Raw genomic sequence first — 26414 nt, forward strand, 5'->3', positions numbered from 1 at the left:
TGCCCCCTAGTGCAGCCGACCTTCGCTCCCGCGCCGCGCCGCCGTTGCTTCGGCGGTCTGCCCACGCCGGGAGCCGGGCCCGGATCGTTGTCGAGGTTTCCCCTCCCGACACGAGCAAGGCTGACGGCGACCACCTGTCATCAAGCTGTCACCGCACGGGGCGGGGTTTAAAAATAATCTTGCGATCCGCGACAGGTTCATGACAGGTTGCGTTCACACAGTGCCGTTTCGGGCAAAAGGAAATTACACGGCAGGCCAATCCTGACCGGCTCGGAACGACAAGCAGAGAAGCAGGGGGCAGGGGGTGCCGTAACGCGACTGTGAGGGGAACAGCGGGTGCGGATACTGATCGTGGAAGACGACGCGCGACTGGCGCGCGGCATGGATGCATCGATGAGCGCAGCCGGATTTGCCGTCGACGTCGTGAACAGCGGCGAAGAGGCGCTCGATGCGCTGGGCACCGAGACGTTCAACGTCGTGGTACTCGATCTCGGCCTTCCCGACATCGACGGGCTCGAAGTGCTCCAGGAACTGCGGCGAGGGGGCGACGCCACCCCGGTGCTGATCCTGACCGCCCGCGACGCCCTGTCCGACCGCATCGCCGGTCTCGACCGCGGTGCCGACGACTACCTCGCCAAGCCGTTCCACCCGCGCGAACTGGAATCCCGTCTGCGCGCCCTCATCCGGCGCAGCCAGGGGACGGCGGATCCGGTGCTGCGGGTGGGCGATCTCAGCCTCGACAGGTCGACACGCGTGGTGGAACTCAAGCGCTCGGTGCTCGACTTGCGCCGGCGCGAACTGGCCGTGCTCGAAACGCTGATGGGACGGCCCGGCAAGGTCGTAACCCGGCAGCGTCTCGCCTGCGAGGTCTTCAATTTCGCCGATGCGGTCGCGCCCAATGCGCTCGAGGTCTACGTCGGTCGTCTGCGCCGCAAGCTCACGCCCGACGGGCCGACGATCCGCACCATCCGGGGGCTCGGCTATATGCTCGAAGCCTGATGGCCTCGTTGCGTTCGCGCCTGACCGTCGCGGTCATGGTGCCGCTCCTCGGGCTGGCGATCACCTTCGGGGGCATCACCTGCTGGATGATCGCGCAGTCGACCGCGACGACTTCGGACCGCATCCTGATCGGTTCGGTGCGGCTGATCAGCCGCGCGGTCGATGCCAGGGACGAGCTGCGCGACGAACTGATGCCGCTTGCGGTCCACCTGCTTCAGCGCCGGTCCGCGCCGATCACCCACTACAGCATCTGGGAGGGAAACCGGCTGGTGGCCGGCGATCCCCTGCTTGCTCCGCCCGGCCATTACGATCCCCATAGCGGTCGCCTCGCGCAGCGCTTCGCGGCGGCGAGCTTTCCGCGCACCTACCGCAACACGCCCTTGATCGCCGGCTACGTCGATCCCGCCGATGCGATCGGTGTGCTGCAGCCGGCTTACCTTCGCGACGGCACCTTGCGCGGCAAGCCGGTGCGCGTCGCCACCGAGATCCGCCAGTTGCAGCGCAATGGGCACGTAGTGGTGGTGCAAGTGGCGGACTATGTCGACGACCGCCGAGCTTACATGGAAACCTACTTCCTGCGCGTGCTCGGCGCGGGCGTGCTGATCGCGATGACCGCGGTGCTGCTGTTCTACTGGGCGATCACCTGGGGCTTGCGCCCCTTCGTCTCGCTGACCGGCCAGATCGAGACCGCCCGGCGCGATCCCCCACCCACCTTTCGCCTCGCGCTCGAGGAGCGGGCGCCACGCGAGGCGTTGCTGCTGGCCGGCTCTTTCAACGCGCTTCTTGCCCGCACCGAGCGGGCGCTCGATTCGCTGCGCCACTTCACCGCCAACGCCTCGCATCAGATGCGCACGCCGCTGGCCATCGTGCGCGTGCACCTCGACGTGCTCGAACGCTACGGCGCGGCGTCCGAGCGGGGCGCAGCCGCGCTCGAGGACATCGCCAATGCGGTCACCTCGCTCGAGCGGCTGCTGCTCCAGTTGATCACGCTGGCGCGCACCGAAGAACAGGTGATCGCCGCCGACGCGCACTTCGATCTTGGCTCCGTCGCGGGCGATCTCATCGCCGCGCGCCTCGAGCAGCCGGGCCTCGAGAGCCTCGACGTCGGCTTCGAACTGGCGCACGAAGGCCCGCTCCTGGCGCTCGGCCACCCGATCCTGGCGGGCGAGATGATCGCGAACCTGTTCGACAATGCGGTGCGCTATAACCGACCCGGAGGCCGCGTGACCGTGCGGGTGCTGTCGCACGCAGGAGCGCCCCGCATCGAGGTGGAGGACGAGGGCCCGGGTATCGCACCCGGCGAGCGCGAGCGCGTGTTCGAGCGCTTCTACCGGGGCCGGGCGGAAAGCACGCCGCCCGGAAGCGGTCTTGGCCTCTCGATCGTGCGCGCTCTGGCCGAACGGATGGGCGCGTCGGTGCGTCTCGAGGCCGGGGCGGGCGGGCGTGGGACGTGCGCGATCATCGTTTTTCGCGAAGCGCGAGTCCACGCGCCTGGGACGGCGCAACTGGCGGAGCGCATGCTCTTCGTGACAGCTTGCTGACAGCCAGCCCCGCGCATAGCCGATCAGGTGGACCAAGCGCCTCGCGGCGCCAGGAAAGGACCGCACGACATTCCTCACACTGACATCCGGTCCCTATGATGATCGACACCGATTTTGGAGTACCCTCGCCGTCTCCCTTGCCGAGCGGCGCGCAAGGGCGGTTCTCCGCCAGGTTGCAGGTTCCCTTGCTTGCCGGTTTGCTGCTGGGCATCGGCGGCGGGACGCTGGCGGGGCTCTACGCCCGGAGCGCGGAGGCGACCGTGTTTCTCATGCGCTGGGTGGTGAAGCCGGTGGAGCAGGCCTTCATGCTGGCAATGTTCCTGCTTATCGTCCCGCTGCTGGTATCGGCGCTCGTCAGCGGCGTGGTGCGTTTGCGCACAATGGCCGGGACACGGCGGCTGCTCCTGTCCATCCTCGTCCACATGTTCGCCGCCTCGCTCGCCGCGGCGCTGATCGGGCTGGCGATGGCCAACCTGTTCCGGCCCGGCGACGTGGTCCCGGCCGAGATCGGCCAGCAACTGCTGTCGGTCAGTCCGCCGGCGGTATCCGGAACCTGGCTCGATGCGGCCTTTTCCTACACCCAGGCCCAGCGTTGGGTGGTGCTGGTCATTCTGGGCTCGGGGCTCGCCGGGCTCGTCCTCACCTTCCTGCGCTCGGGGCAGAGTGGCCGGGCTCTCGCGCGCAGCGAGCGGGTCTACGCGGCGGCGATGCGCATGCTCGAGCGCATCGCGCGCCTGACCCCGCTCGTCGTCGCCTGCTTCATGTTCGACCTCACGCTCGTCTTCGGGTGGCACTTGCTGCTCTACCTCAGCGCTTACGTCGCCGTGGTGGTGGCTGCGCTGTTGTTGCAGGTGGGGCTTACCTTCTTCGCCGTAGTCTGGATGCGGGGCGGCCTGCTTCCCCTCGCGTTCCTGCGCGGGGTGCAGGAGCCTGCGGTGATCGCGTTCTGCACCTCGTCCTCGAATGCCACTTTGCCCAGCGCCTTGCGGGCGGCCGAGCAGGATCTCGCCTTGCCCGCGCGCGAGGCCCGGCTGGTGATGAGCGTGGGAACGATCGCCAACCAGGGCGGAACGGCGATCTACACTGCGGTGACGGTGCTGTTCATCGCCCAGTTCTTCGGCATGGACCTGTCGCTTGCCGAGCAAGGGCTGGTGCTGGGCGTGGCGACGCTGGCGGGCATGGGCACGATCGGCGTGCCGGCGGGCTCGCTGCCGACGGTGGCCGGAGTTCTCGCGCTGACCGGGCTGCCCGCAGGCGGGATCGGGCTCGTCGTCGGGGTGGATCGGCTGCTCGACATGTTCCGAACAATGGTCAACGTGGTGGGCGACATCGCCATCGCCATCGCCGTCGCGCGCGAACCGCAAGCGAGCAACCGCTCGCTGGAGGAGCGCGGATAGCGGCCCCGTGGGTGCGGCACCATGTCATGTGCTAGGCGGCTCATCGTACGAGATTTCCGCCCTTGGCGACGGGCCGCATGGCCTGCGAGACCTCGACGCGATTCCCGTAATCGCGGACCAGACGACGCCATGGGATCATCCGGCCATGAAAACGGTGAGGCCTTCGTTGCGCCCGAAGTCCTGAAGGGTCTTGGGTGATCCTTCGCGGTGCGTCCGGCGGATCTGTACCCCCATCCACATTCTTACTTCCGGAATGTATGGTTCACGGGTGGCGGTCGACGACGTTCTGCGCGCGATCGAGATCGAAGACGATATCCGCGCGTCGTGGCATTTCTGCAAACATGTGGCGAGTCAGCCGTTCATAATGACGGACGAAGCGCCGCACGGCTGGCTCGTCCATCACCGCCGGCGCATCGGGCGAAGACCTGCGCAGCTTTTCCTCCTGAAGCAGGCGGTTGCTCAGCACATGGTCGAAGGAGGGTGGCTTGAGCATGATCAGCCGGTCGATCCGCGAAAACCACTGCGCATAGGAAGTTTCAAGCAGGGCATTGGCGTGGCTGCGCCAGATGCCGTCTGCATCCTCCTGCGCTTCGAGTTCGTTGAGCGGCTTTGCCAGATCGGCGCGCAACTGCGGGGTCGCGCCGATGCACCAGCCTTCGAGCAAGACGATGTCTACGGGCGCTGCGTATCGCGTCCAATCGGATACCGGCAGCCGATCGTCCAGCGCCTTGCTGAAGCGGGGGATCGCGGTGTCCCGCCCGGCGACAAGATCGTCCATGACCGAAAGCGCCAGTGCCACGTCATGCGTGCCTGGGACACCGCGCGTGCGAAACAGCGGGTGGATATCCCGCGCCATCGCTACGCGTTCGGCACGCGTCAGGTAGAAATCGTCCAGCGAGAGGGTGACGGCGGCCAGTCCGCACTCAGGCAGCAGCGCTTCCGCAAGGAAACGGCAAAGGGTGGACTTGCCGCTGCCCTGGGCACCGTTGACCCCCACGATCAGGGGCTGCCCGGCCTCAGCATGCCAATCGCCGATCCGACGTGCGAGCGGTCGCCACCAGCGATCGACGATTTGGGTGTAAGTCGCTGGTAGGCGTTCCGCCGCCATCAGATCGGCTATCGTCTTCGCCATCAAAGACTGTCCCGCGGCACCCGTCCTGCATGCCAGTCATCCAGATTGGCGAGTGCGCGCATGCCCATCGCTTCGCGTGTTTCGCGCGTCGCGCTGCCCAGGTGGGGCAGCAGCACGGTGTTCGGCGCGACGAGAAGCCGTTGCGACACATCCGGCTCGCCCACGAAGACGTCGAGAGCAGCCCCCGCAATCCCGCCACTTTCCAGTGCATCGGCCAGCGCGACCTCGTCTACCACGTCGCCTCGCGCGGTGTTGATCAGGACTGCGTGGGAGGGCATCTGCGCCAGGACGGCTGCATTGATCATGTTGCGCGTCTCTGCGCCGCCCGGAATATGCAGCGACAGGAAATCGCACTGTTGCGCCAGTTGCGTCAGCGAGGCGAAATAGCGTGCGTCGAACCGCTTCGCATCCGCAGGTTTGGCCCGGCGCGAATAATACGCCACGTCCATGCCGAAGCCGAACCGTGCCCGTTCCGCCATGGCCTGTGCGATCCGGCCGAAGCCGACGAGGCCCAGCGTCTTGCCGCGCAGGCCAGTGCCCAGCAGATGCGTGGGGCGCCAGCCCGTCCATTGCCCGGCGCGCAGTTCCCGCTCACCTTCGCCCGCGCGGCGTGCGGCCATCAGCATGAGCGTGATGGCGATGTCTGCGGTGGCATCGGTCAACACCCCGGGAGTGTTGCTGACGATGATGCCCGCAGCCTTTGCCGCAGCAAGATCGACATGTTCGAACCCTGCACCATAATTGGCGATCATGCGAACCCGCCGTCCTTCCACCGACAGGATGCCGGCAGGCAGTTTGTCCGTGATGGTGGGCAGGATCGCATCATATTCGCGCATGGCAACGGTCAGTTCGGCTTCGCTGAGCGGGCGGTCATCGGTGCTCAGCGTCGCGTCATAGCGCTCGGCCAGCAGCGCTTCGACGCGCTCGGGCCAGCGCCGGGTAAGCAGAATACGGGGTTTTGCAGACATTGGTAAGGCTCAGTTTGTGGGGGTCGAGGCAGCGAAATAGGCTGTGAACGGATCGTCCGCGTGCTCGGGCGCATCGCCTTCGCGCACAGTGGTGCGGCGCATGTCGCGACGCTCGTTGAAGAGATCGAAATCGCCGCCGCGGTGCATGGTGGTAAGGTTGTCCCAGATGACGAGGTCGCCCGGTTCATAGGTGACGCCGAACGTATATTGCGGTTGGGTGGCGAATTCGATCAGATATTTGATGAGTGCGCGGCCTTCATCGCGCGGCATGCCCACCACATCCATGGCATGGCTGCCGATATAGATCGCGGTGCGGCCCGTGGCTTCCTGCGGCATGATCATCGGTTGAAGAGCCTTGGGGCGCTCGTCGATCTCTTCCTCCGTGATTGGGAAGCCGGCAAGCAGGCGCGAATACCAGAGCGAATGCTCGGCCTTGTGCGTCTTGATTATCTCACGGATCTCGGCGGGCAGATCCTCGTAGGCCGAACGCATGTCGGCAAAATAGGTCAGTCCGCCCTTCTTGGGCACTTCATAGGCCAGCAGCAGCGAATAGGCCGAGCGCAGTTCCATGAAGGAACTGTCGGTGTGCCAGAGACGGTCGCCCTTCTTGTGCAGCACCATGTTCTCGTCGACCAGGATCTCGCCGGCGGGGGTCAGATTGCTGGCGTCGAAGATCTCCGGCGTATCGGGATGGCGGCGAGGACGGTTTTTGACTGCCGGGGCTGTTTCCAGATGGCCCAGGCTACGGCTGAACGCGACATGGGTTTCATTGTTGAAGCCGGTGTCGCGAAGGACGCACACGCCCCATGTGTTCATCGCATCGATGAGTTCGGCAAGAGCCTCCTCGCTCAGCGGCTTGCTGAGATCGAGGCCGGAGATTTCCGCGCCGAAGCGCGGGGTGATGGGTGTTGCGGTAAGAGCCATGTGCTGTTCCTTGTTTACGGCTTGGTCGCCAGCGCCTCAGCGGGCAGGGCGATGTTGTCGGTGGAGGGGGGGACGGCGGGGTTCGACGTGCGGCGGCCTGCGCGGGCGAGCAGGACAAGAGAGACGGCGGTCAGAAGCGGGGTTGCCGCCAGCAGTACGAACAGGAAGCGCGGTGCTACCTGCGTGGCGAGCAGATAGCCGCCCAGCAGTGGTGCGAAGATGGAGCCGATCTTCGCGACGGAAGTCGCCCAGCCTGCACCGTTCGCCCGGATCGCGCTGGGGTAGTAGATGCCCGCGATCGAATGCATGCCGAAATGCGTTCCGCTGATCATCGCCATGCTGAGCAGGGCGAAAATGGCCAGCCCCTGCAAGGAGACAGGCGCCAGCCCCATGAGCAGCAGAAGCGGTGCTGCCAGCATGGGATAAATGGCGATCGCGATCGGCCCGAAGCGGTCCGTGAAACGCATCAGCACAAGGCCCGCAAGTGATCCGCCGATCGAGCTGACCGACATGATCATCGTCGCCTGCGTACGCGTGAAGCCTACATCCTCAAAGATGATCGGCCCCCAGTTGGACTTGAAGTACACCGCCATCGAACTGCCGATATAGGCAAGCCAGAGCAGGGAGGTCATCAGCCGCAGATTTCCCTGAAACAGGGACGACAAACGGAAATCCTTCCCCACCGCCGCGCTCGCCTCGTCCGGCACGACGAACCTGTCCTTGGCACGCGCGCCCAGCCCCGGCTCCAGTGCATTGAGCGCCTTGGCAATCTTGTCGGGAGAGCGCCCCTTCACGGCCAGGTGGCGCGCGGATTCGGGCAGCAGCAGGACCAGCACGGGTACCAGTGCCAGCGTGACGATACCGGACAGCAGGAAAACCGATTGCCAGCCGAACTGCGGCGCCAACCAGATCGTGAACGGCCCCGCTACAATCCCGCCGAGAGTATATCCCATCATGATGATCGTGACGGTCGTAGCGCGGTAACGGCTTGGCGCGTATTCGATGTTAAGCGCCCAGGTCAGGGGCATCAGCCCGCCAAGTGCGATGCCATTCAGAAACCGCAGGATCATCAGCGTATGCATTTCCGGCGCCAGTGCCATCGCCACGCTGGTCGCCCCGAAAGCGGCGACGGACGCGATGATGATCGGCCGCCGGCCAAAGCGATCTCCCAGCCATCCGAACGCGATGCCGCCGAGCATCGCGCCGAACACACCGGCTGAAAACAACTCGCCCAGCGAAATCGCATCCGCTCCGAACCCCTCGCGCAGATACGGGGCCACGAACGAAATGACGAGCATGTCGAAGCCGTCGAGGAACGTGACAGTCCATGAAATCGCGATCAGGCGGATGACGAACGCATTGATCCTTTGGCGCTCGATCACATCGGTCACCTGAATGCTGACGGGTGGTGAGGAATGCTGCGTTGCGTACGTCATCCTGGCTATCCCGATCCCGTGCCTTACCCGCCGAAGTGGAAGCGGGCGCCGACCTTGAACGCGCGGCCGACCGGATCGAACAGGATCTGGTTCGTGCCACCCGAAGGGCCGGGGATCGCCGGCGGATCGCGGTCCAACACGTTGTTCATCGTCGCGAAAAGCTGGAAGGTCTGGCCATTTCCAGTGTCGATGTTCAGGCGTGCCGTCAGGTCGAGATAGAAGCGGGCGGGCACCTTGTTGTTGTCGACGCTGTTGGGCAGGGTGGGCGAATAGCCCTCCTGATCCGGCCCGATGAAATTGGTCCAGTAAATGCCCGAGGGGATATACCGGCCATGGCCCGTCAACTGGAACTTGCCCTTCGTCCAGGTTACGACGCCGTCCAGCACATAGTCCGGAACGCCGGGGATGGTCCCGGTGCGCACGCCGGTCTGCCCGGCGCGGTCGACGGCCCCCAGCGAGTCCACCGTCGTCAGTTCCTGCGTAATGTTCGCGATCAGCTGGGCGTTGAGGTCGCCCAGCGAGCCCAGCGGCTGGCGGTACTGCATCTCGATGTCAAAGCCGCTGGTCTTGAGCGCATTGGAATTGAGGATGACGTCCCGAACTTCGACGATCTGATTGTCGGCATCGCGGGTGATCTGGCTGCAGAAGCTGGTCGCCCCTTGCGCACAGCGGTTCACCAGCGTCTGCGCGCCCAGCGCGCCGATGGCACCTGCTACCTTGATGCTGTAGTAGTCAACCGACAGGCGCATCCGCTGCAGGAAACCGGCCCGCGGCGTGATGACGGCACCGAGGGTCCAACTGTCCGCCTTTTCGACCGAAAGATCGGCATTGGATCCGGTGACGACGAAAGGGTTGGTCTGCAAACCGCCGTTGAGCGGGTCGGACAGGCCGATCGAGCGGCGCGTCTGGGGCCCAAACAGCTCGAAGATGTTCGGCGCACGGATATCGCGCGAGCGCGTGCCGCGCAGGCGGATGCCGTCGATCGGTTCGTAGACCACGCCGGCCTTCCAGGTCGTCACCGATCCGGTGGTGCTGTAATTCGTGCGGCGCACCGCCCCGTTCAGATCCAGCGCATAGCCCACCGCCGATTCACGCAGCAGCGGAACGGCGACTTCACCAAAGACCTCCTTGACGGTGACGCCGCCTTTCAGCGCCGAGCCGTTCAGCGAATAGAACCCGTTGGCGGCCGAAATCGCATCGGCCGTACCGTCCACCGTATCGCGTCGATATTCCGCACCCACCGCGACGGTAACCGCACCCGCCGGCAGTTCGAACACATCGCCGCGCAAGTCCACGCCCGCCACATGCTGTTCGTTGACCGTGCGCTGCAGGCCGTCTCCGGTGATGTAGCCGGCCGCAGCCTGGCTGTACTGCCCTTCGCCAAAGGGATTGAACGGCACACACGCGGGATCGTCGTTGGCCGTGCTGGAATCGGCGTTGACCCGGCAGACGATCTGCCCGCCCGATTCCACCGCATCGGTTGCCTTGCGCAGATTGGCGAGGTTTACGAGGTTGGTTGCGCGCTGGGTGAAGTTGGTGCGGCCATACTGATAGAACGCGCTGGCGGTCCACGTGTCGCTCAACCTGGCTTCAAGGCCGAGAACTCCGCGGTAGGTTTCCGTCGTGGAGGTCGCGCGGCCGGGGCCAAGATCGAATGCGGCCTTGCCCAGCACGAAGGAATCCACGCCGTTGGCGTCCATCACGTCTGCTACCGCCTCAGGGATGAACGGGTTGTCCCGCGTGATCCGTCCCATCAGCGAACCGTTGAAATCCCTGAAGATCGCGCCGTTGACGGTGCCTTTGACGCGGCCATAGGACACGTCCGCCGTCAGCGTGACATCATCGCTCAGTTCCGCGGTCAGCGCGCCATAGGATGACACGCGTTCCAGCGGTACCTTCAACTGCAGCGCGGAAATGAAGCCGTTGCGGCCTTGCCCTTCGCCGCCCAGCATGAACAGCGGGCCAACCAATTCGCCATACTGGAACTGGCCGGGCGTGCCATCGGCGAGGAACTTCGTGCCGCGCAAGGGGTCGGTCGCGGTCGTGCCGATCACCTGACCGGCCGCATCGTAGGAACGGTTGATCAGACCACCGGGCGCCATGGTCGATGTGTTGACGCCGCCGATGATGAGGTTTGCGGGCAGGCCGCCCGCGCCGGGCGTGTTACCCAGGATCAGCGTCTGGCTGTTGCACCAGCTACGCGTGGTGCAATCGCCCATCCCTGCCAGCTTTTCATATTCCACCGCACCGATCACGTGGATCCGGTCCGTCAGGCTGGTGCCGCCCGAAAGGCTGGCGAACACGTTGCCATCGTCGCCGCGCTGGGAGATGCCCGCGCTGAATTCTCCGTCCAGCCCTTCCTTCCTGCGGTCCAGCACGAAGTTCACGACACCGGCAACGGCATCCGAACCATAAGCCGCCGACGCGCCGCCCGTCACCACATCGACCGTGCGCAGCAGCGAGGACGGGATCAAATTGGTGTCGACCGAACCTTGGGTCGTGCTGGGCACGAAGCGCTTGCCGTCAACCAGCACCAGCGTGCGCTGGGGATCAAGGCCACGCAAGTCGAGCAGGCGGGCACCGATATTTCCGCCCTGATTGGTCTGCGCGGCCGGGCCGCTCGATGCGCGGAAGCTGGGAAGCTGGTTCAGCGCTTCACCCGCGTTGTTGATACCCAGCGCATCCAGTCGTTCGGCACTAATGGACGTGACTGGCGTGGGCGCCGAGAAATTGGAACCCAGGCGGGTTCCCGTCACCACGATATCGTTTGCCGACACGGCAGCTTGTGGCGCTGCCTCTTCCGGTTCCGACTGTGCCGCGGCGCTATCCTGCGCTGGTGCCACATTCGGGGACAACGCCATCGTGGTACCGATAATGGCCAGGATACTCACACGTGTACGCATCGTTTGCGCGCTCGGTCGCATACTCCAACTCCCTCTCCCGGCCTTCTCTTGCGGCCTTATGGAGCGAATTTATGTATCTAGGTACATATCTTGTCAACACATACGTATCACGGTACCAATTGCCCGAGGAAATCGGCGTGTGGCAGAAGTCCGCCAGTGCCGTTAAAGGCAAGAGACATGAGGCAGTGTTCGTGGACGTGCGGAGGTCTGCCTTTGCAATGGAGCCCAAATGCCTTCTGACTCACCGGATGCAGCCTCTCCCTTCGACATCACAACGCCGCAATATCGCGCCTATTTTCCGGAAGGTTCGCGCGACGATGTGGAGTTTCGCCTCACCCGTATGCTGTCTTTGTCGGCAAGGCGTTGGGGCACGTATGTCGAAAGCCGAATGCTGGCCGCGACGGGCGAATCGCGATCGCGGTGGCAAACACTGTTCGTGCTCAGCGTGGCAACGCCGCCGATCACGACGTCGCTGCTGTCCGCGCGTTTGGCCATTCAGTGGCCGCCACTGATCAGAACGTTGAATTCGCTGGAGGAAGACGGTCTCATCCGGCGGATCGAAAACCCCACCGACAGACGCTCGCGCTATATCGAAATCACGCCTGCCGGGACCGAGGTCGTCAACAAAGTGCAGCCTGTGCTGTCGCAAATCCGGAGCGCTGTGTTTGGCAGCCTGAGCGAAGAGGACATGCGCCTCGCCACCCGCGTGCTGGAAGCGATCGCGGTTGGAATTTCGGACGTACAGGAAGCCTCGGGCTGACACGGGCATCGTAAAGATGAACGACGAGCTCGACGAAGAAACATGCCCGGCCCGCGCCGCGAACTGCGAGCAGGCCGCAACCGTCTTCCACGAAATTTCAGCTCGACTGTGACCAGGCCGGACAATGGTCCGTACAAGGGGTCATGCAACGCAACCTTCTTCCCGCTTTGAGCGCAGGGCGATCACGAGGTTCGCCTCGGCCGACACCCGCGGCGAGCGCCCCGGATGACTGGGGCAAGCTGATGGTTGCGGCGCAAGATGGGCACGGAGGGGCCTATCGCCGTTTGCTGGGGGAGGTGTCACTCTGGTTGCAGAGATATTTCCAACGGCGCCTGCCCCCGGGCGAGGTCGAGGATGCGGTTCAGGAGGTCCTGCTTGCGATCCACCGACGTCGGCACACTTACGATCCGAGACACCCCTTCGGGCCATGGCTTGCCGCGATTGCCAAGAACAAATGGATAGATCAGCTGCGCGTTCTGGGCCGCCGCCAAGCCGAAGATTTGTCCGAAGACCTGCCGGTAGGTGACCATGAGACTTCGGTGATCAGCGCGTCGGTTCTCGCCCGATTACTCGACGAGTTGCGGCCCGCGCAGGCGCAATCGCTCATGCTCGTCAAATTGCGCGGACACACCATTGAGGAAACGTCACAGGAAACCGGCCTCTCCGCCTCGGCGGTGAAAATGAACATCCATCGCGGCCTCGCCCGATTGGCCGCACTTGTAGAGAGCTCGCACGATGTCGAATGATGCGCTGATCCTGGACTTGTCGACGGACCTGCCTCCTGTGCGACGGCGCAGTGTCGCGCGTGAATCCACATTGCTGCTCGGACTTTGCAGCGCCGAGCTAGGGATCCTTCTGGCGCTGGGATTGATGCGGCCCGACATGGGCGTGGTGATAGGCTCCTCCTACATGATCTGGAAGCTGGGCAGCCTCGCGGCGCTGGCAACGGTCAGTTGCGCCATTGCGATGCGCTCGTTCTCACCGGCAGCACCGCTCTATGGCGGCTTGATGAGCGTGGCAGGGCTGAGCCTTGCGGCGATCCTGATCGGCACCGTCATCATCGGGCAACCACCCGCGAGCGGCGAGCAATTGCTTGCCCGACTGTCGCCCGGTCATGGCATCGTTTGCGCGGTTTCGATCATTGTCCTGTCCCTTCCGATCATCGCGTTGCTGGGGTGGTTGATGCGAAGAGGGGCACCGACCCATGTCAGGCGAAGCGCGCGCGCCTCGGGAATTGCGGCCGGCAGTTGCGCAGCGCTTGTCTTTGCCGTCTGCTGCCGGATGAACGATCCGCTCTACATCGTCGTGTGGTATGGCGTGGGGTGTGGCGCTGCCATGTCGATGGCGCGCTGGCTCTTGCCCGCGCGGTTTCGCCTCTAACCAACCGCTTTTCCCATCCAAGCGACTGTGCCTCGGCCCCGTGCTTCGGGCGCGTAGAGGCGCGTGCGCCCGGCCGACCGGGTCTTTGGAGCGGTGCAATCGATCACCTGTTCGCGTTCGTGGAAAGGATATTACGATGTTTGGAATTTCACCGCTTGGCTGGGTTCACACGCTTGGTAGCCTGCCCGCCATTCCGCTCGCGGCTTACATGTTCGCGCGTCATGGCCGGATCACGCCACGTTCGGGCGCTGGCCGTGCCTATCTCGCATTCATGCTGATCGGAGCGGGCAGCGTTTTTTTGATAGCGCATCAGCCGGTGAGCTACGCCATTGGCGCTGCGACGATCGGATTGCTGGTCACGGGCTTTTGCGTCGAGCAATTCTTGGGAACGACCAGGATCAAGGCGCTGATCGAGACGATCTGTCTCAGCCTGACGGTATTCCTGTTGATGCTGCCGACTGCCACAGAAATCCTGCGGCGCGTTCCCGATGGCCACCCCTTGGTCACCGATCTGCACTCGCCGCTTCTCGTCGGCACGCAAGTCTGCCTGTTGGCGATCCTCGTCGTGGGCCTGTCTCTCCAAATCGTTCACCTGTATCGACACGACATGCAATCCTCGACGACACGGCGTTGAAGGAGAGGTGATATCGACCTGCCGCCCACCCGCGAAAAATGCCGGGCGACATCGCCGCTCGCAATCGAAAGGCGCTTCCTCCAACCAAAGTGGCGGGCCGCTTCTGGGAAGGGGAAAGCGGAAAGCTAGGAATTTCCTAAAATTCATCTCCATCCAGCGGCTCGTTACGCAAGGCCTTCGAGATTGAATGATTGAAAAAGGGCTCGCGGGCACTTGGGAAAGTCCAATCGGATTTCCGATTGTCTTGCGACGCGGCTTCAGGCCTTGCGGGACTATCGTGCTTGAGCGCGGCAAGGGCTTCCGTGGCGGTGAGAAGGCCTTCGAGCCCCAGGATGCCACGAAGGGCCTCGCTGTGCAGCGAGGCCGCGGTTTGGCAGGCGGCTTCGAGATGCGCGGATTGTCCGGTGACCCGGTAAAGCTCGCAGTGCACGTCGATCATGGCCGCGTTGCCAGAGGGCACATGCGTGTCGCGCATGTTCTTCGGTCGAACGCACAAGGCCTGCCCATCGTGCGGTGTCAGGAAATAGCCGCCGCCATTGCGGTCTGCGAAGTGCCTCTCGGCGAGCTCCGCCCACCTTTCAGCCCAGCGCAGGTAGTCTGCTCCTGCGGTCACGGCATGAAGGGCGAGGGCGGCGCGGGCCATTTGTGCATAGTCGTCGAGAAAATCGCAGCCGGAGGAATTCTCGCCCGCGGCAACATGCAAGAGGCGGCCCTCGCGCCCGCGCGAGGTGCCGGCGATAAAGGCAAAGGCCCCGGCGGCAAGTTCGATCCAATCCGCACGCGCGAACGCCTGGCCCGCGGCGGCGAGCGCGGCGATCAGCATGCCGTTGGTGTCGGCAAGGACGCGTTCGTCGCGGGCCGGGGGTATCCGCTTTTCGCGCACCCTCAGCAAGCTTGCCCGGGCGGCGGCAAACTGCGACTCCTCGCTCGCGCCGGGCCGCTCCGGGTGATCGAGGCGGTGAAGGATGTGGCGCTCCTGCCCGTTGCCCGCCTCCGCAATTGCGTAGGCCCGCATGAAGCAGGGCGCGCCTTCGCCAAGATGCGTCCGGATCTCTCGGGCTTGCCAGAGGTAATGCGCGCCGTCCTGGCCATCGCTTTCCGCGCCAAGGCACTGCGCGAAGGCGCCCCCGGACACGCGCATCTCGCGTGCCAGCCAGGCGACGGTTTCGCGGACACGCGCGGCATGAAGCGGATTTCCCTCGCTCAGCCACACTTTGGTCAGAAGTTCGATCAGGAGCGCGTTGTCGCTCGCCATCTTCTCGAAGTGGGGCACGCGCCAGGCCTCATCGACCGCAAAGCGCGCAAAGCCACCTCCCAGGTGATCGTACAGACCTCCCAGGCACATGCGATCGAGCGAAAGCAAGACGGCCTCGCGCGCGCGGACATCGCCGTGGCGCCGCCGTCCTTCCCACAGCAAGTCCAGCGCCGGGACTTCGGGAAACTTGGGACCCGCGCCAAATCCCCCGTTCTGCCAATCGACTTGTTCCAGCAGCGAAACGCGCGCCCACTTGACGATTCGATCGGGGGGCGTCCAGCGCGAAGCGGAAGGCGCCAACTGTGCCAGCCCGCGCGACAGCGCAGCGAGATTGTGCGCGCGAATACCCTCCTGATCGAAGGCCTTGAGGGCCTCGCGCAAGGCATCCCCAAGCGAAAGGCGACCATTTTCGCTCTGGAGCGGGAAATAGGTTCCCCCCCAGAACGGGCGCCCTTCGGGATCGAGGATCATCGTGAGCGGCCAGCCTCCGCGCTGTCCCAGCAGGCCGAGCGCGGACTGGTAGACATAGTCGATGTCCGGCCGCTCGTCCCGATCGACCAGAACCGGAACGAAAGAGGCGTTGATGAAACGCGCCGTGACCGGGTCCCGAAAGGCCTCCCGCGCCATTGCCGCGCACCAGTGGCATGCGCCGAACCCGACCGAGAGAAGCACGGGCGTGCCGTGCTGCCGCGCGAGATGAAAGGTTTCGGGGTTCCAGCATTGCCAGGAAATGGGTCCTTGCGCATGCAAGCCCAGGTAGGGGCTGGCGGGAAGGCGCTGGACGGGACGGCTCGGGGCGTGCGGAAACGCAGGCGAACGGGTGGATTGGGATGGGAGGAAACCATCGGCCATGGCATCCAACCCCGATCACCCGAACTTGTAGAGAATGCCGAAGCCGCCGCGCGGGTAATGCCACTCGACTTCGCCGGTGCCGGCCGTGACGATACGACAGGTGCCGCATTCCAGGCATCCATCGGGAATGATCTCGATCGTGGCCGCTTCGGTTTCGCCGTAGCAACCGGCCGGGCACATATAGACCAGCGCCCGCAGCTGCGCGGACGGCGTCGCGTGGGGCTTCACGGTTATGTGCGGCCTTCCCGCGTCAACGACATAGCGGTTGAAGAAAAGCTTGTTCTCGACATTGACGGTTGGATTCACGGGTAGCCTCCCTGGCCTTGTGTTCGGCGCACCAATGGGCATCCCGCGCCACGGTCTGGACCGGCGGGCTGCGTTCGTCTGGCGATGGCCGAATGGGTTACGTCGTGATCGGCATGCGCAGACCGGCGGCCCTGGCCGCGATCCAGCGGTTGAGTTCGGCGACATGGCCTTCCTCTTCCGCAACGAAGGCCTTGGCGAACGCGATGATCTCCGGGTCGGTGGCCTTGGCCAGGACCTGGGCATAGTAGCTCAGGCCCGCGCTTTCGGCCGCGAGCGCCGTCGCCAGCGCCTCGTCGGGGCCGACCAGTGGATCGGCCGCCCAGATGGCGGCCGATTCCGGGCTTTCGGCATCGGGCCACTCGAAATCGTCGGGTCCCAGTACGGGAATGTCGCGAAAGCCGGAACGTTTGCGGGCATCGGCCAGGTGCAGGCGCGAATAATGCGCGAGCTGGCGGAAGAGCTTGCTGACCTCCTTGTTGCCGCCTGCGTCCATCGCATCGGCCAGGTGGGCAAAGCGGTCCGCCGCCTCGCGCTCGAGTTGAATGGCATGTGCCAGAAATTCTTCGACGGTTTCCATGGCCTTTCTCCATCTGCAGGATCTGCGAGGCTTGGCAGAGCGGGGCGGCGGGGCGCGAAGACCGGGCCGCCGCCGCCCCGCGCGTGCGTCAATCGAGAGCGGGAACCTCGGGGTTGGCGAGAAGCCACTCTTCGCGCGTGATCGAGGCTTCCAGGATCTTGAGGTGCTCGGCTTCTTCCCGGGCAAATTCCTTGGCGAGGGCGGTGACCTCGGGATTGCCCGAGGTCGCACCCATCGCCACGTAGAATTCGTAGCCGCGCCGTTCGCCCAGGATTGCGGCCTTGAGCGCGTCGAGACGCGACAGGGCAGGGTCCGCCGCCATCAGCGAGGTGCGCTCGGGCGTTGCCTGGTCGGGCCACACGTAGTCGGGCGGAAGCACGGCCTCGACATCGAGCGCGCTTGCCCGTTCGCGCGCCTCCTTGAGGTGCTGGCGCGAAAACCCGGCCAACTGGTAGAACAGCTTGGCCACTTCGGCATTGCCGCAGGCCTTCATGCCTTCGGCAAGGTCGTAGAAATGGGCCGCGGCGTCTTCCTCGATCTTGACGGCATAGCCCAGGAACTCGTCCACCGAAGCAGCCTTGATGCCGCCCTTGAAGATTTTCGCGGCCGGGGTGACGTGGGGCGCTTTTGCGGGCAGGGTTTCATCGCCGACGAAGCGGACCATGATGTCCTCGTTGCGCACGAAGCACTGGCAGGCCAGGCGATGGCGGGGAGGCATGTCGTTCACTTCGGCCTCGTAGATCTCCTCCTTGGTGATCTTGCCGAGCTGCTTGAGGGTTTCCTTTTCCTCTTCGGTCAGCGCGATGCCGTACTTGCTGTATTTGGTCGGCGCGTAGAGATGTTGGACTTCGACAACGCACGAACCGCAGTTGCCGTCCTGGCAATCGAAGGGGATGGGAATCTTGTGTTCCTTGGCAAGCGCGAGAATGGTGCCCCGATCGCCGGCGACCGCATAGACCGTCACGTCTCGCGCCATCGAAGGGGATGAAAATGTTACGTTGGCCATATAAAACTCCTGAAATTGACATTGCGACGTTATTAAACGCCAAATCTAGGTCATTTCAGGCAATGATCGTGCCATTTGAAGTTCTGCGCGCTTTTCGTGGGCTGATTTGACCCACATCAAAAAAGAATTGATACAATTGGGGTCTTTACGACAAACGCCGCCGTGTTCACCGCGTTCGCCGTCGCAAAAGGTGGCAAAATTCTGCGCTCGCAGTATGAAATTGCAACGTGATTACTTGTAATGCGTCCGCCGCACGCTTGAATCGTTTCGCAGATGCGAATAGACTTGAATGGTCGGGTAACAAGCCGATCGAGCCAGGATCCTGCGAGATTAGGCCCTAGCCAGATAGCAAGCCGTATTGTTGCCAACACAGCCAGGAGATCCGGGTTGGGTGCATCGTTACTTTGGGGTTGCGAACCGCCAGGCCAGAAGCGTGCCCGTTTCGCGGAGCGCGAGGCGCTCTACGCGATCACCAGGCTGCTGGTCGGTCGCAAATCGAGCCTCGATGGCCAACTGCGCGAGGTTCTGGGTGTGCTTTCCAGCTTTATCGGCCTGGAACGCCCCGCGATCGTCCTTCTCGGCAAGGACCGGTTGCCCACCCGGGTCCTCACCGAAGGGGCCCAGTGGCACGTGGCGGCACGTGAGGGAGGGCTTGGTGCGCTGCCTCATCGTGCGATTACCTGTGTGGTGGCCATGGGCATGCCCATGGCGTTTGCCGATATCCGCCGCAACGCGCTGTTCCGGGTCGATGACACGGCGGGCTGGGGGCCGGACAGGCGCCCTCCCACCTCGTGGATCGGAATTCCGCTTTGCGTGGAGGAGGGCATTTGTGGCGTGCTTGTCGCGAGCCGGGCCTGCACCCCGGCCCGTCGGCAGGCGGACGATGTGTGTTTCCTGACGATCGTTGCGGGACTGCTGGCGCAGAACCTGGAATTGCGCGGCGGCGCCGGATCCTCGCCGCAAACAGGAGAGGCGGGGAAGGTCACCTTGCATCCTCTCCGCGGCGTACCGGCCATGCCCCTGCAGCCGGGCGGCATCGAGGGCATCATTTCCGTTAGTCCCGCGACCCGGAAGGCCTTGGGCCTCGTCCAGCGCGCCGCGCGAACGAACAGCACGATCATGCTGCGGGGCGAAACGGGATCGGGCAAGGAAGTGTTTGCCAACTGCGTCCACCGGCAATCGCGCCGCGCGCAACGCCCGTTCATCAAGCTCAACTGCGCCGCCGTGCCCGAAACAATGCTCGAATCCGAACTCTTCGGACACGAGCGCGGCGCGTTCACCGGCGCCGTCACGCAGCGCAAGGGGCGCTTCGAACTTGCCGACGGCGGGACGCTCTTCCTTGACGAGATCGGGGAAATATCGGCCGCCTTCCAGGCAAAGCTCCTGCGTGTCCTTCAGGAACGCGAATTCGAGCGTGTCGGGGGAAGCAAGACCCTGTCGGTGGACGTACGCCTCGTCTGCGCCACCAATCGCAATCTCGAGCAAGCCGTGGCGGAGGGGACATTTCGGGCCGATCTGTACTACCGCCTCAATGTCGTGCCGATCTTCATTCCTCCGCTGAGCAAGAGGGAAGGGGACATCATCCCGCTGGCGCGTGAATTCCTGCGCCAGTTCAATGCCGAAAACGACTGCCAATTGCAGTTTTCGCCCGGCTTCCTCCAATCCCTTCTCCATCGCACCTATCAGGGCAACATTCGCGAATTGCGAAATCTGGTCTTTCGCGCCGCGACGTTCGCGCTCGATGGTGGTCTCGTCGATTCCGAAGGCGGCGACGACGCACCTTCGGAGGTGGGCAGTGCCCCGCAAGAGGCGCCGGTCACTTCGGAACTTTCGACCTCGCCGGAATCGACGTCTTCCATGTTCGCGCCGGACGAGGAGGGCGCAGGTGCGCTGCGCACCGTTGGCAACGACGTGATTCTGGAGCGCGATCGCCTTTTGGCCGCGCTCCAATCCGCCGGCTGGGTTCAGGCAAAGGCAGCGCGTCTGCTGGGTATTACACCCAGGCAGGTGAGTTACGCCTTGCAAAAGCATAACATAGAGATCCGCAAGTTTTAGGTTCGACAGACCCGTAATTCCGAGGGACGTGGTGCCTGGCTTTGTCGCGAAAGCCGTCGTTCAGGATGGAGCGCTGTGCATTTTCCAGCGAGGTGAAATCGCCTGACACTTCAGAAAATGCCTAAAGACAAAAGCCTGGAGCGGTCGACCTGATGCCGTCTGATTGACGGCCGTTCTAGTGGCGGCTTTGGAAGCCACATCTGGGTACTTCCTGCTGGCTTCTCTTCCAAGCCCCGCAAAAAGGGCCGCCGCACTGAGATTTACCGGTGTGACGCACACAGGGCCCCTTCTAAACTTCAGGGTTTATCCCAATTCCGCTCCATTTGCCGGCCTCCCATAGTGGCTTTTACGTGATCGACTGGCGTTCGAGGGATCCCTTCCTGGCCGGCATCGAAGGCACGTGTCCTTTCTCGAACAACCGCGAGGCCCGCAGATGGATCTGGATCGAGGCGATGAGCTGCCGTCGTTGGAGCACGATGCCGATGGGACTGGAAATGGTCCGGGCAGTCTGACCCGGCGCAAGTTGCTCGTCGGCACCAGTGCTCTTGCTTCGCTGCCACTGCTGGACTCGCTTGGCGTTACCGCCGAAGCCCGGGCGCAGACATCGTCGGGGCAGGCCGCGGCCTCCTCCGCGCAGGCCTTGGCCGGCAATGTCGATCGCACGCATCTTCCGCTCGCCGAGCCGCCGTTCAAGGGCAAGATCGGCAAGACCTACAAGGAATCGCAAAGCGCCTGGCCCGAACTGCCCACCCCGCCCAAGGGGGCGCCCAACGTCGTGCTGATCCTGCTCGACGACGTGGGCTTCGGACAGGCCAGCACATTCGGCGGCCCGGTTCCCATGCCCGCGCTCGACAAGTTGGCGGCCGAGGGCCTGCGCTACACCCGCTTCCACACGACCGCGATCTGCGGCCCCAGCCGAGCCGCGCTGATCACGGGGCGCAACCACCACAATTGCGGCACCGGCTTCCTGTCCGAATGGGCAACCGGCTTTCCCAGCTACGACAACATGATCCCCCAGACGACCGCCAGCATCGGGAAGATCCTGAAGGAAAACGGCTACGCCACGAGCTGGTTCGGCAAGAACCACAACACGCCCGACTGGGAGAGCAGCGTGGCGGGCCCGTTCGACCGCTGGCCCACCGGCATGGGTTTCGACTACTTCTACGGCTTCATCTCGGGCGAGACGCACCAGTACTACCCGGTGCTGTTCGAGAACACCGTCGCCGTCGAGCCCGACACGTCGCCCGAGGAAGGCTACCACTTCCAGAACGACATGACCGAGCGCGCGATCAACTGGATCCGCTATTCCAAGTCGGTCGCCCCCGAAAAGCCGTTCCTGTGCTACTTCGCGCCGGGCGCCGCGCATGCCCCGCACCATGCGCCCGCCGAATGGCGCGACAAGTTCAAAGGCCAGTTCGACGCGGGGTGGGAGAAGGTCCGCGAGGAAACCTACAAGCGCCAACTGGCGAGCGGCATCATCCCCAAGGGCACCGAACTGACCAAGAAGCCCGAATGGGTGCAGGACTGGGCCGGGCTATCGGCCGACGAGAAGAAGCTCTACGCCCGCTTCATGGAGAACTTCGCCGGCTATCTCTCCTATGCCGACCATGAGTGCGGCCGCCTGATCGACGCCGTGAAGGAACTGCCCGACGCCGACAACACGATCATCATCTACATCGTGGGCGACAACGGGGCTTCCTCGGAAGGGGGCTTTACCGGCACCGTCAACGAGGTGATGAACCTCAACGGGGTCGCCTCCACGCTCGAGGACAACCTCAAGGCCTACGACAAGATCGGTGGGCCCGAGACCGAGCCGCACTATCCGCTGGGCTGGGCCTGGGCGGGCAACGCGCCCTTTCAATGGGTGAAGCAGGTCGCCTCGCACTTTGGCGGCTCGCGCAATCCCATGGTCATTTCCTGGCCCAGGGGGATCACCGACAAGGGCGGCATCCGTCCGCAGTTCACCCACCTCATCGACGTGGTGCCCACCCTTCTCGATGCGGCAGGCATCCGGGCGCCCAGCCATGTGAACGGGGTGCAGCAAAAGCCGATGGACGGCGTCTCGATCCGCTCGACCTTCGCCAGCGCCAGTGCCCACGCCGTGCGCGAACGGCAGTATTTCGAGGTATTCTCGAACCGGGCAATCTACGACAAGGGCTGGATTGCCTGCGCCCAGCACACCTTCCCATGGCGGCAGGACTATGCCCCGGGCAACTGGGACAAGGACAAGTGGGAGCTCTACAACATCGACGAGGACTTCTCCGAAGCCCACGATCTGGCCAGCAAGATGCCTGATAAGCTCGAGGCAATGAAGAAGCTGTTCGACGAGGAGGCCGTGAAATACGGGGTCTATCCGCTCGACGATCGCGGCGCCGGGCGCCTGGCGGAGCCCAAGCCGTCACCGGGCGGCGCCGACCCGAACCGGACCGAGTTCACGTACTACCCCGGCGCCTACCGCCTGCCCGAGACGGCATCTCCCAACACCAAGAACTGCTCGCACACGATCATCGCCCAGATCGAGAACCCGAACGGCAAGGTCGAGGGCGTGATCCTGGCCGCAGGCGGCGGCTCGGCGGGCTATGCGCTCTACGTCAAGGACGGCAAGGTCACCTATCACTACAACTGGTTCGAGCGCGAGCGGACCAGCGTGACCTCGCCCGCCGCGCTGCCCACGGGCAAAGTCAAGATCGAGGTTGCCTTCAGCTATGATGGCGGGGGGCTTGGCAAGGGCGGCGAGGCGGTCCTGCTCGTTAACGGCAAGGAAGTCGCCCGCGAGCGGATCGCGAACACCGTGGCCGGGCGGTTCGGCATCGACACCTTCGGGGTCGGCGGCGACAGCGGTTCGCCCGTCTCGAACGACTATGCGCCCCCCTTCAAGTTCAAGGGCGGCACGATCGAACGCATCGACATCAAGCTCGCGCCCAAGAACCTGAGCGCGGCCGAGGAAGACGAATTGCAGGAGCGCTATCTGGCCTTCGCGCAGCATATCGAGTGAGGCGCAGCCAGGCCGGCAGGCCTGTCATTTTTCTGGAATTTGGGAGTTTGGGAGGGCGTTATGAAGAATTTGGCTTTGGCGTCGGCGACATGCGCGATGGCCCTTTTGGCCGGATGCTCGCAAGAGGCGGCCGACAGTACGGCCTCGCCTTCGGCGGCATCGGACGTTGCCGAAACCTCGTTCCCTCAGCGGGCCTACTGGGGGGACGAGCACGTTCACACCGGTTGGTCGGTCGACGCCGGACTAAGTGGAACAAGGCTTTCGCCCGAGGACGCCGTAAGGTTTGCGCAAGGTGAGGAAATCAAGTCATCGACCGGGGTGATGATGAAGCTTCACAAGCCCTTGGACTGGATCGCCGTGACCGACCATTCCGACGGCATGGGAACGATCAGTGAGTTGATGGCGGGTAACGCCGAGTTCCTCGCCGACAAGCAGGCCAAGGCCTGGTACGACATGGTCAGCCAAGGTGATGCCCAGGCAACCAAGGCCATGCGCGAGATCATTCTCGCTCAGTCCGAAGGACGATTGCCCAAAGTGTTCATGGATTCCAAGTGGGTTGCCTCCGCTTGGGAGAAGAACGTCGACATCATGGAGAAATACAACAAGCCAGGCGCGTTCACGGCGTTCATTTCCTATGAGTGTTGATTGCCACTGAGAAGTGACCCGGGACGCGTATAAATTACCATTGAGAACTGACCCATGTTTCCCTCGCCTCCGACTGCCAGTCGGAGGGTCGTGGAGTGATCAGCATGGACTTACTCAGTGTGATCCGCCGGTGGCATTTCCGGCAGGGGATTTCCATTCGGGAGATCAAGCGCCGGACCGGCCTGTCCCGCAACACCATCCGCAAATATCTGCGCTCCGATACGGTTGAGCCCAGCTTCAAGGTTCCGTTGCGCCCCAGCAAACTCGATCCCTTCGCGGACAAGCTGACGGCCTGGTTACGAGTTGAATCGAAGAAATCTCGCAAGCAGAAGCGGACCGCCAAGCAACTCTACGCTGATCTGGTGAAGCTGGGTTACGATGGCTCCTATAACCGGGTGGCCGCCTTTGCCCGGCGTTGGCGGACCGAGCTTCAGTATGAACAGCAGACCAGCGGGCGCGGGACGTTTGTGCCTTTGGTTTTCCAACCTGGCGAGGCCTTCCAGTTCGACTGGAGCGAGGATTATGCCGTGCTGGACGGCAAGGTGACCAAGCTGCAGGTCGCCCATACCAAGCTGGCACATAGCCGCGCCTTCATCGTGCGCGCCTATCTGCTCCAGACCCATGAGATGCTGTTCGACGCGCTGACGCAAGCGTTCCGGGTGCTGGGTGGCGTGCCGCAGCGTGGGATCTTCGATAATATGCGGACCGCTGTCGACAAGATCGGGACAGGGAAGACGCGGCAGGTCAATGCCAGGTTCGCCGCCTTGGCTAGCCACTATCTGTTCGAGGCCGATTTCTGCAATCCGGCTTCTGGCTGGGAGAAAGGACAGGTCGAGAAGAACGTCCAGGACGCTCGACGCCGGTTGTGGCAACCGATGCCCAGCTTCCGCGATCTGGCTGAGTTGAACACCTGGCTGGAAGAACAGTGCATCGCCCAATGGGGCGAGATCCAGCATGGTGTCCTGCCCGGCACCGTGGCCGATGCGCACGCCGAGGAAATTGCTTGCCTGATGCCGCTGGGCCGGCCCTTCGATGGCTTCGTCGAGCAGATAAAGCGCGTGTCGCCGACCTGCCTCGTCGCCTTCGACCGCAACCGCTATTCGGTGCCTGCTTCCTTCGCGAACCGGCCGGTCAGCCTTAGGATCTACCCGGATCGTCTGGTCATAGCGGCCGAAGGCCAGATCGTGTGCGAACATGCCCGGCTCATCGACCGTTCCCATCACAAGCCGGGACGCACGATCTATGACTGGCGGCATTATCTGGCAGTGGTCCAGCGCAAACCCGGCGCCTTGCGCAATGGCGCGCCCTTCCTCGAGATGCCCGAAGCCTTCCGGCAATTGCAAAGTCATCTGCTCAAGCGCCCAGGCGGCGACAGGGAGATGGTCGAGATCCTGTCTCTCGTTCTGCATCACGACGAGCAGGCTGTGTTGAGCGCGGTCGAGTTGGCCCTGGAAGCCGGTGTCGCCACCAAGACCCATGTTCTCAACGTGTTGCATCGCCTTATCGATGGCAAGGCGCCTCCAGCAGCGCCGGTCGATGCGCCTCAGGCCCTGCGTCTGACGCAGGAGCCCGCGGCCAATGTCGTTCGCTACGATACGCTCAGGGAGATCCGCCATGCGTCATGATCCCGCCAGCGCGGCCATCGTCGTCATGCTGCGCAGCCTCAAGATGTTCGGCATGGCTCAGGCCGCTGGCGAGCTGATCGAGCAAGGCGCGCCTGCCTTCGACGCTGCCGTGCCCATGCTGTCTGGGCTCCTGAAGGCAGAGATGGCCGAACGGGAGGTCAGGTCGATCGCCTATCAGATTAAGGCAGCCCGCTTCCCGGCCTACAAGGATCTGGCGGGCTTCGATTTTGCCGCCAGCGAGATCAACGAAGCCCTTGTTCGTCAGCTTCACCGGGGCGACTTCATGGAAAACGCCGACAACGTCGTGCTGATCGGCGGGCCCGGAACCGGCAAGAGCCATATCGCCACAGCTCTGGGCGTCCAGGCTGTCGAGCATCACCGCAAGAAGGTTCGCTTCTTCTCCACGGTCGATCTGGTCAATGCGCTTGAGCAGGAAAAGACCTTGAACCGGTCCGGCCAGCTGACAGAGCGCCTGCTACGCCTCGACCTGCTCATCCTCGATGAACTGGGCTACCTGCCCTTCAGTCCATCGGGCGGCGCCATGCTCTTCCATCTGCTCAGTAAACTGTACGAGCGCACCAGCGTCGTCATCACCACCAACCTGAGCTTCAGCGAATGGGCTGGCGTGTTCGGCGATGCCAAGATGACCACCGCGCTGCTCGATCGGCTTACCCACCACTGCCATATCCTGGAAACCGGAAACGACAGCTTCCGCTTCCGCGCCAGCACCGCTGCACCCAAAGCCAGAAAGGAGAAGCCCGCATCTTGAACCTGCCCAGAAACGGCAGCACATAAACCATACCCACCCGGGTCATGTATGGATGCCCCCTGTCGCGCAAGTGTTGTTGGAGTGGCGCCGGCGTGTGATCGGATGCGGTCATGTATCAGGCCTGTTGCGCGGTCTGAGGACCGCTGGCCGGTATGGAGATGCGCAGGCCTGGTGCAAAACACTTCTGCGGGCTCGAAGCCCTATGACTCGGAATGCTTTTCCAAACCCGGATCTGACCGATCACTTTGCCCTTAC

General features: G+C 63.7%; 21 protein-coding genes. 12 read left to right on the top strand and 9 right to left on the bottom strand.

Annotation, left to right across the window (positions count from 1 at the left end):
- The first annotated feature begins 336 nt into the window (after positions 1–336).
- From HT136_RS06590 to HT136_RS06600, 3 genes are all read left to right on the top strand, one after another.
- Entirely contained in the window at positions 337–999 is a 663-nt protein-coding gene (locus HT136_RS06590) for a response regulator (protein WP_214198766.1), read from the top strand.
- Positions 999–2540: a sensor histidine kinase gene (locus HT136_RS06595; RefSeq protein ID WP_214198767.1), complete on the top strand. Its 1542-nt coding sequence runs from the start codon at positions 999–1001 to the stop codon at positions 2538–2540. Before HT136_RS06590 ends, HT136_RS06595 begins: the two co-directional genes overlap by 1 nt.
- Positions 2541–2635: 95 nt before the next feature.
- Positions 2636–3937 carry a dicarboxylate/amino acid:cation symporter gene (locus HT136_RS06600; protein ID WP_214198768.1) on the top strand — a complete coding sequence of 434 codons (1302 nt, stop codon included), beginning with the start codon at positions 2636–2638 and terminating at the stop codon, positions 3935–3937.
- A gap of 262 nt (positions 3938–4199) precedes the next feature.
- Here HT136_RS06600 and HT136_RS06605 read toward each other — a convergent pair whose 3' ends face one another.
- From HT136_RS06605 to HT136_RS06625, 5 genes are read right to left on the bottom strand one after another with little or no spacing between them, the layout of a single operon-like run.
- Positions 4200–5069: a kinase gene (locus HT136_RS06605; RefSeq protein ID WP_214198769.1), complete on the bottom strand. Its 870-nt coding sequence runs from the start codon at positions 5067–5069 to the stop codon at positions 4200–4202.
- A complete protein-coding gene (locus HT136_RS06610; protein WP_214198770.1) occupies positions 5069–6037 on the bottom strand; it encodes a 2-hydroxyacid dehydrogenase in 969 nt (322 codons plus the stop codon). The genes HT136_RS06605 and HT136_RS06610 overlap by 1 nt, the downstream gene beginning before the upstream one ends.
- Positions 6038–6046: 9 nt before the next feature.
- On the bottom strand, positions 6047–6961 hold the full coding sequence (locus tag HT136_RS06615) for a TauD/TfdA dioxygenase family protein (RefSeq protein WP_214198771.1): 915 nt from the start codon (positions 6959–6961) through the stop codon (positions 6047–6049).
- A gap of 14 nt (positions 6962–6975) precedes the next feature.
- Complete coding sequence (locus tag HT136_RS06620) at positions 6976–8397, bottom strand: MFS transporter (RefSeq protein ID WP_214198772.1); 1422 nt, start codon at positions 8395–8397, stop codon at positions 6976–6978.
- Between the two features lie 23 nt (positions 8398–8420).
- A complete protein-coding gene (locus HT136_RS06625; RefSeq protein WP_214198773.1) occupies positions 8421–11321 on the bottom strand; it encodes a TonB-dependent receptor domain-containing protein in 2901 nt (966 codons plus the stop codon).
- Between the two features lie 208 nt (positions 11322–11529).
- On the opposite strand from HT136_RS06625, the gene HT136_RS06630 reads away from it, so the two are divergent.
- The 4 genes from HT136_RS06630 (at position 11530) to HT136_RS06645 (ending at position 14074) form a co-directional block, all read left to right on the top strand.
- The gene (locus HT136_RS06630) at positions 11530–12060 is read left to right on the top strand and encodes a MarR family winged helix-turn-helix transcriptional regulator (protein WP_214198774.1); all 531 of its coding nucleotides are present in this window, start codon (positions 11530–11532) and stop codon (positions 12058–12060) included.
- 242 nt (positions 12061–12302) lie between these two features.
- Positions 12303–12806: a sigma-70 family RNA polymerase sigma factor gene (locus tag HT136_RS06635; RefSeq protein ID WP_214198775.1), complete on the top strand. Its 504-nt coding sequence runs from the start codon at positions 12303–12305 to the stop codon at positions 12804–12806.
- Entirely contained in the window at positions 12796–13440 is a 645-nt protein-coding gene (locus HT136_RS06640) for an NrsF family protein (protein ID WP_214198776.1), read from the top strand. The genes HT136_RS06635 and HT136_RS06640 overlap by 11 nt, the downstream gene beginning before the upstream one ends.
- 136 nt (positions 13441–13576) lie before the next feature.
- Positions 13577–14074 (top strand): hypothetical protein, encoded by a 498-nt coding sequence (locus HT136_RS06645; RefSeq protein WP_214198777.1) that lies wholly within the window; start codon positions 13577–13579, stop codon positions 14072–14074.
- A gap of 136 nt (positions 14075–14210) precedes the next feature.
- Here HT136_RS06645 and HT136_RS06650 read toward each other — a convergent pair whose 3' ends face one another.
- The 4 genes from HT136_RS06650 to HT136_RS26485 form a co-directional block, all read right to left on the bottom strand.
- Positions 14211–16181 carry a thioredoxin domain-containing protein gene (locus HT136_RS06650; RefSeq protein WP_214198778.1) on the bottom strand — a complete coding sequence of 657 codons (1971 nt, stop codon included), beginning with the start codon at positions 16179–16181 and terminating at the stop codon, positions 14211–14213.
- A gap of 15 nt (positions 16182–16196) precedes the next feature.
- Entirely contained in the window at positions 16197–16487 is a 291-nt protein-coding gene (locus HT136_RS26595; protein ID WP_343222122.1) for a ferredoxin family protein, read from the bottom strand.
- Between the two features lie 97 nt (positions 16488–16584).
- Positions 16585–17064, bottom strand: a complete 480-nt coding sequence (locus tag HT136_RS06660) for a ferritin-like domain-containing protein (protein ID WP_214198780.1) — start codon at positions 17062–17064, stop codon at positions 16585–16587.
- An 88-nt stretch (positions 17065–17152) separates the two neighbouring features.
- On the bottom strand, positions 17153–18070 hold the full coding sequence (locus HT136_RS26485) for a 2Fe-2S iron-sulfur cluster-binding protein (protein WP_214198781.1): 918 nt from the start codon (positions 18068–18070) through the stop codon (positions 17153–17155).
- A gap of 273 nt (positions 18071–18343) precedes the next feature.
- Here HT136_RS26485 and nifA point away from each other — a divergent pair, with 273 nt between their 5' ends.
- The 5 genes from nifA to istB all read left to right on the top strand — a co-directional run bounded on the left by nifA (position 18344) and on the right by istB (position 26159).
- Positions 18344–20125, top strand: coding sequence for a nif-specific transcriptional activator NifA (nifA, locus tag HT136_RS06670; protein WP_214198782.1), 1782 nt, complete (start codon positions 18344–18346; stop codon positions 20123–20125).
- Between the two features lie 433 nt (positions 20126–20558).
- A complete protein-coding gene (locus HT136_RS06675) occupies positions 20559–23120 on the top strand; it encodes an arylsulfatase (RefSeq protein WP_246543406.1) in 2562 nt (853 codons plus the stop codon).
- 96 nt (positions 23121–23216) lie between these two features.
- A complete protein-coding gene (locus HT136_RS06680; protein WP_214198783.1) occupies positions 23217–23765 on the top strand; it encodes a DUF3604 domain-containing protein in 549 nt (182 codons plus the stop codon).
- Positions 23766–23869: 104 nt separating this feature from the next.
- Positions 23870–25390 carry an IS21 family transposase gene (istA, locus tag HT136_RS06685; RefSeq protein ID WP_214198784.1) on the top strand — a complete coding sequence of 507 codons (1521 nt, stop codon included), beginning with the start codon at positions 23870–23872 and terminating at the stop codon, positions 25388–25390.
- Positions 25380–26159, top strand: coding sequence for an IS21-like element helper ATPase IstB (gene istB, locus HT136_RS06690; RefSeq protein WP_214198785.1), 780 nt, complete (start codon positions 25380–25382; stop codon positions 26157–26159). The genes istA and istB overlap by 11 nt, the downstream gene beginning before the upstream one ends.
- Positions 26160–26414: the final 255 nt, after the last annotated feature.

The sequence above is a fragment of the Novosphingobium profundi genome, assembly GCF_018491765.1.
GTDB lineage: Bacteria > Pseudomonadota > Alphaproteobacteria > Sphingomonadales > Sphingomonadaceae > Novosphingobium > Novosphingobium profundi.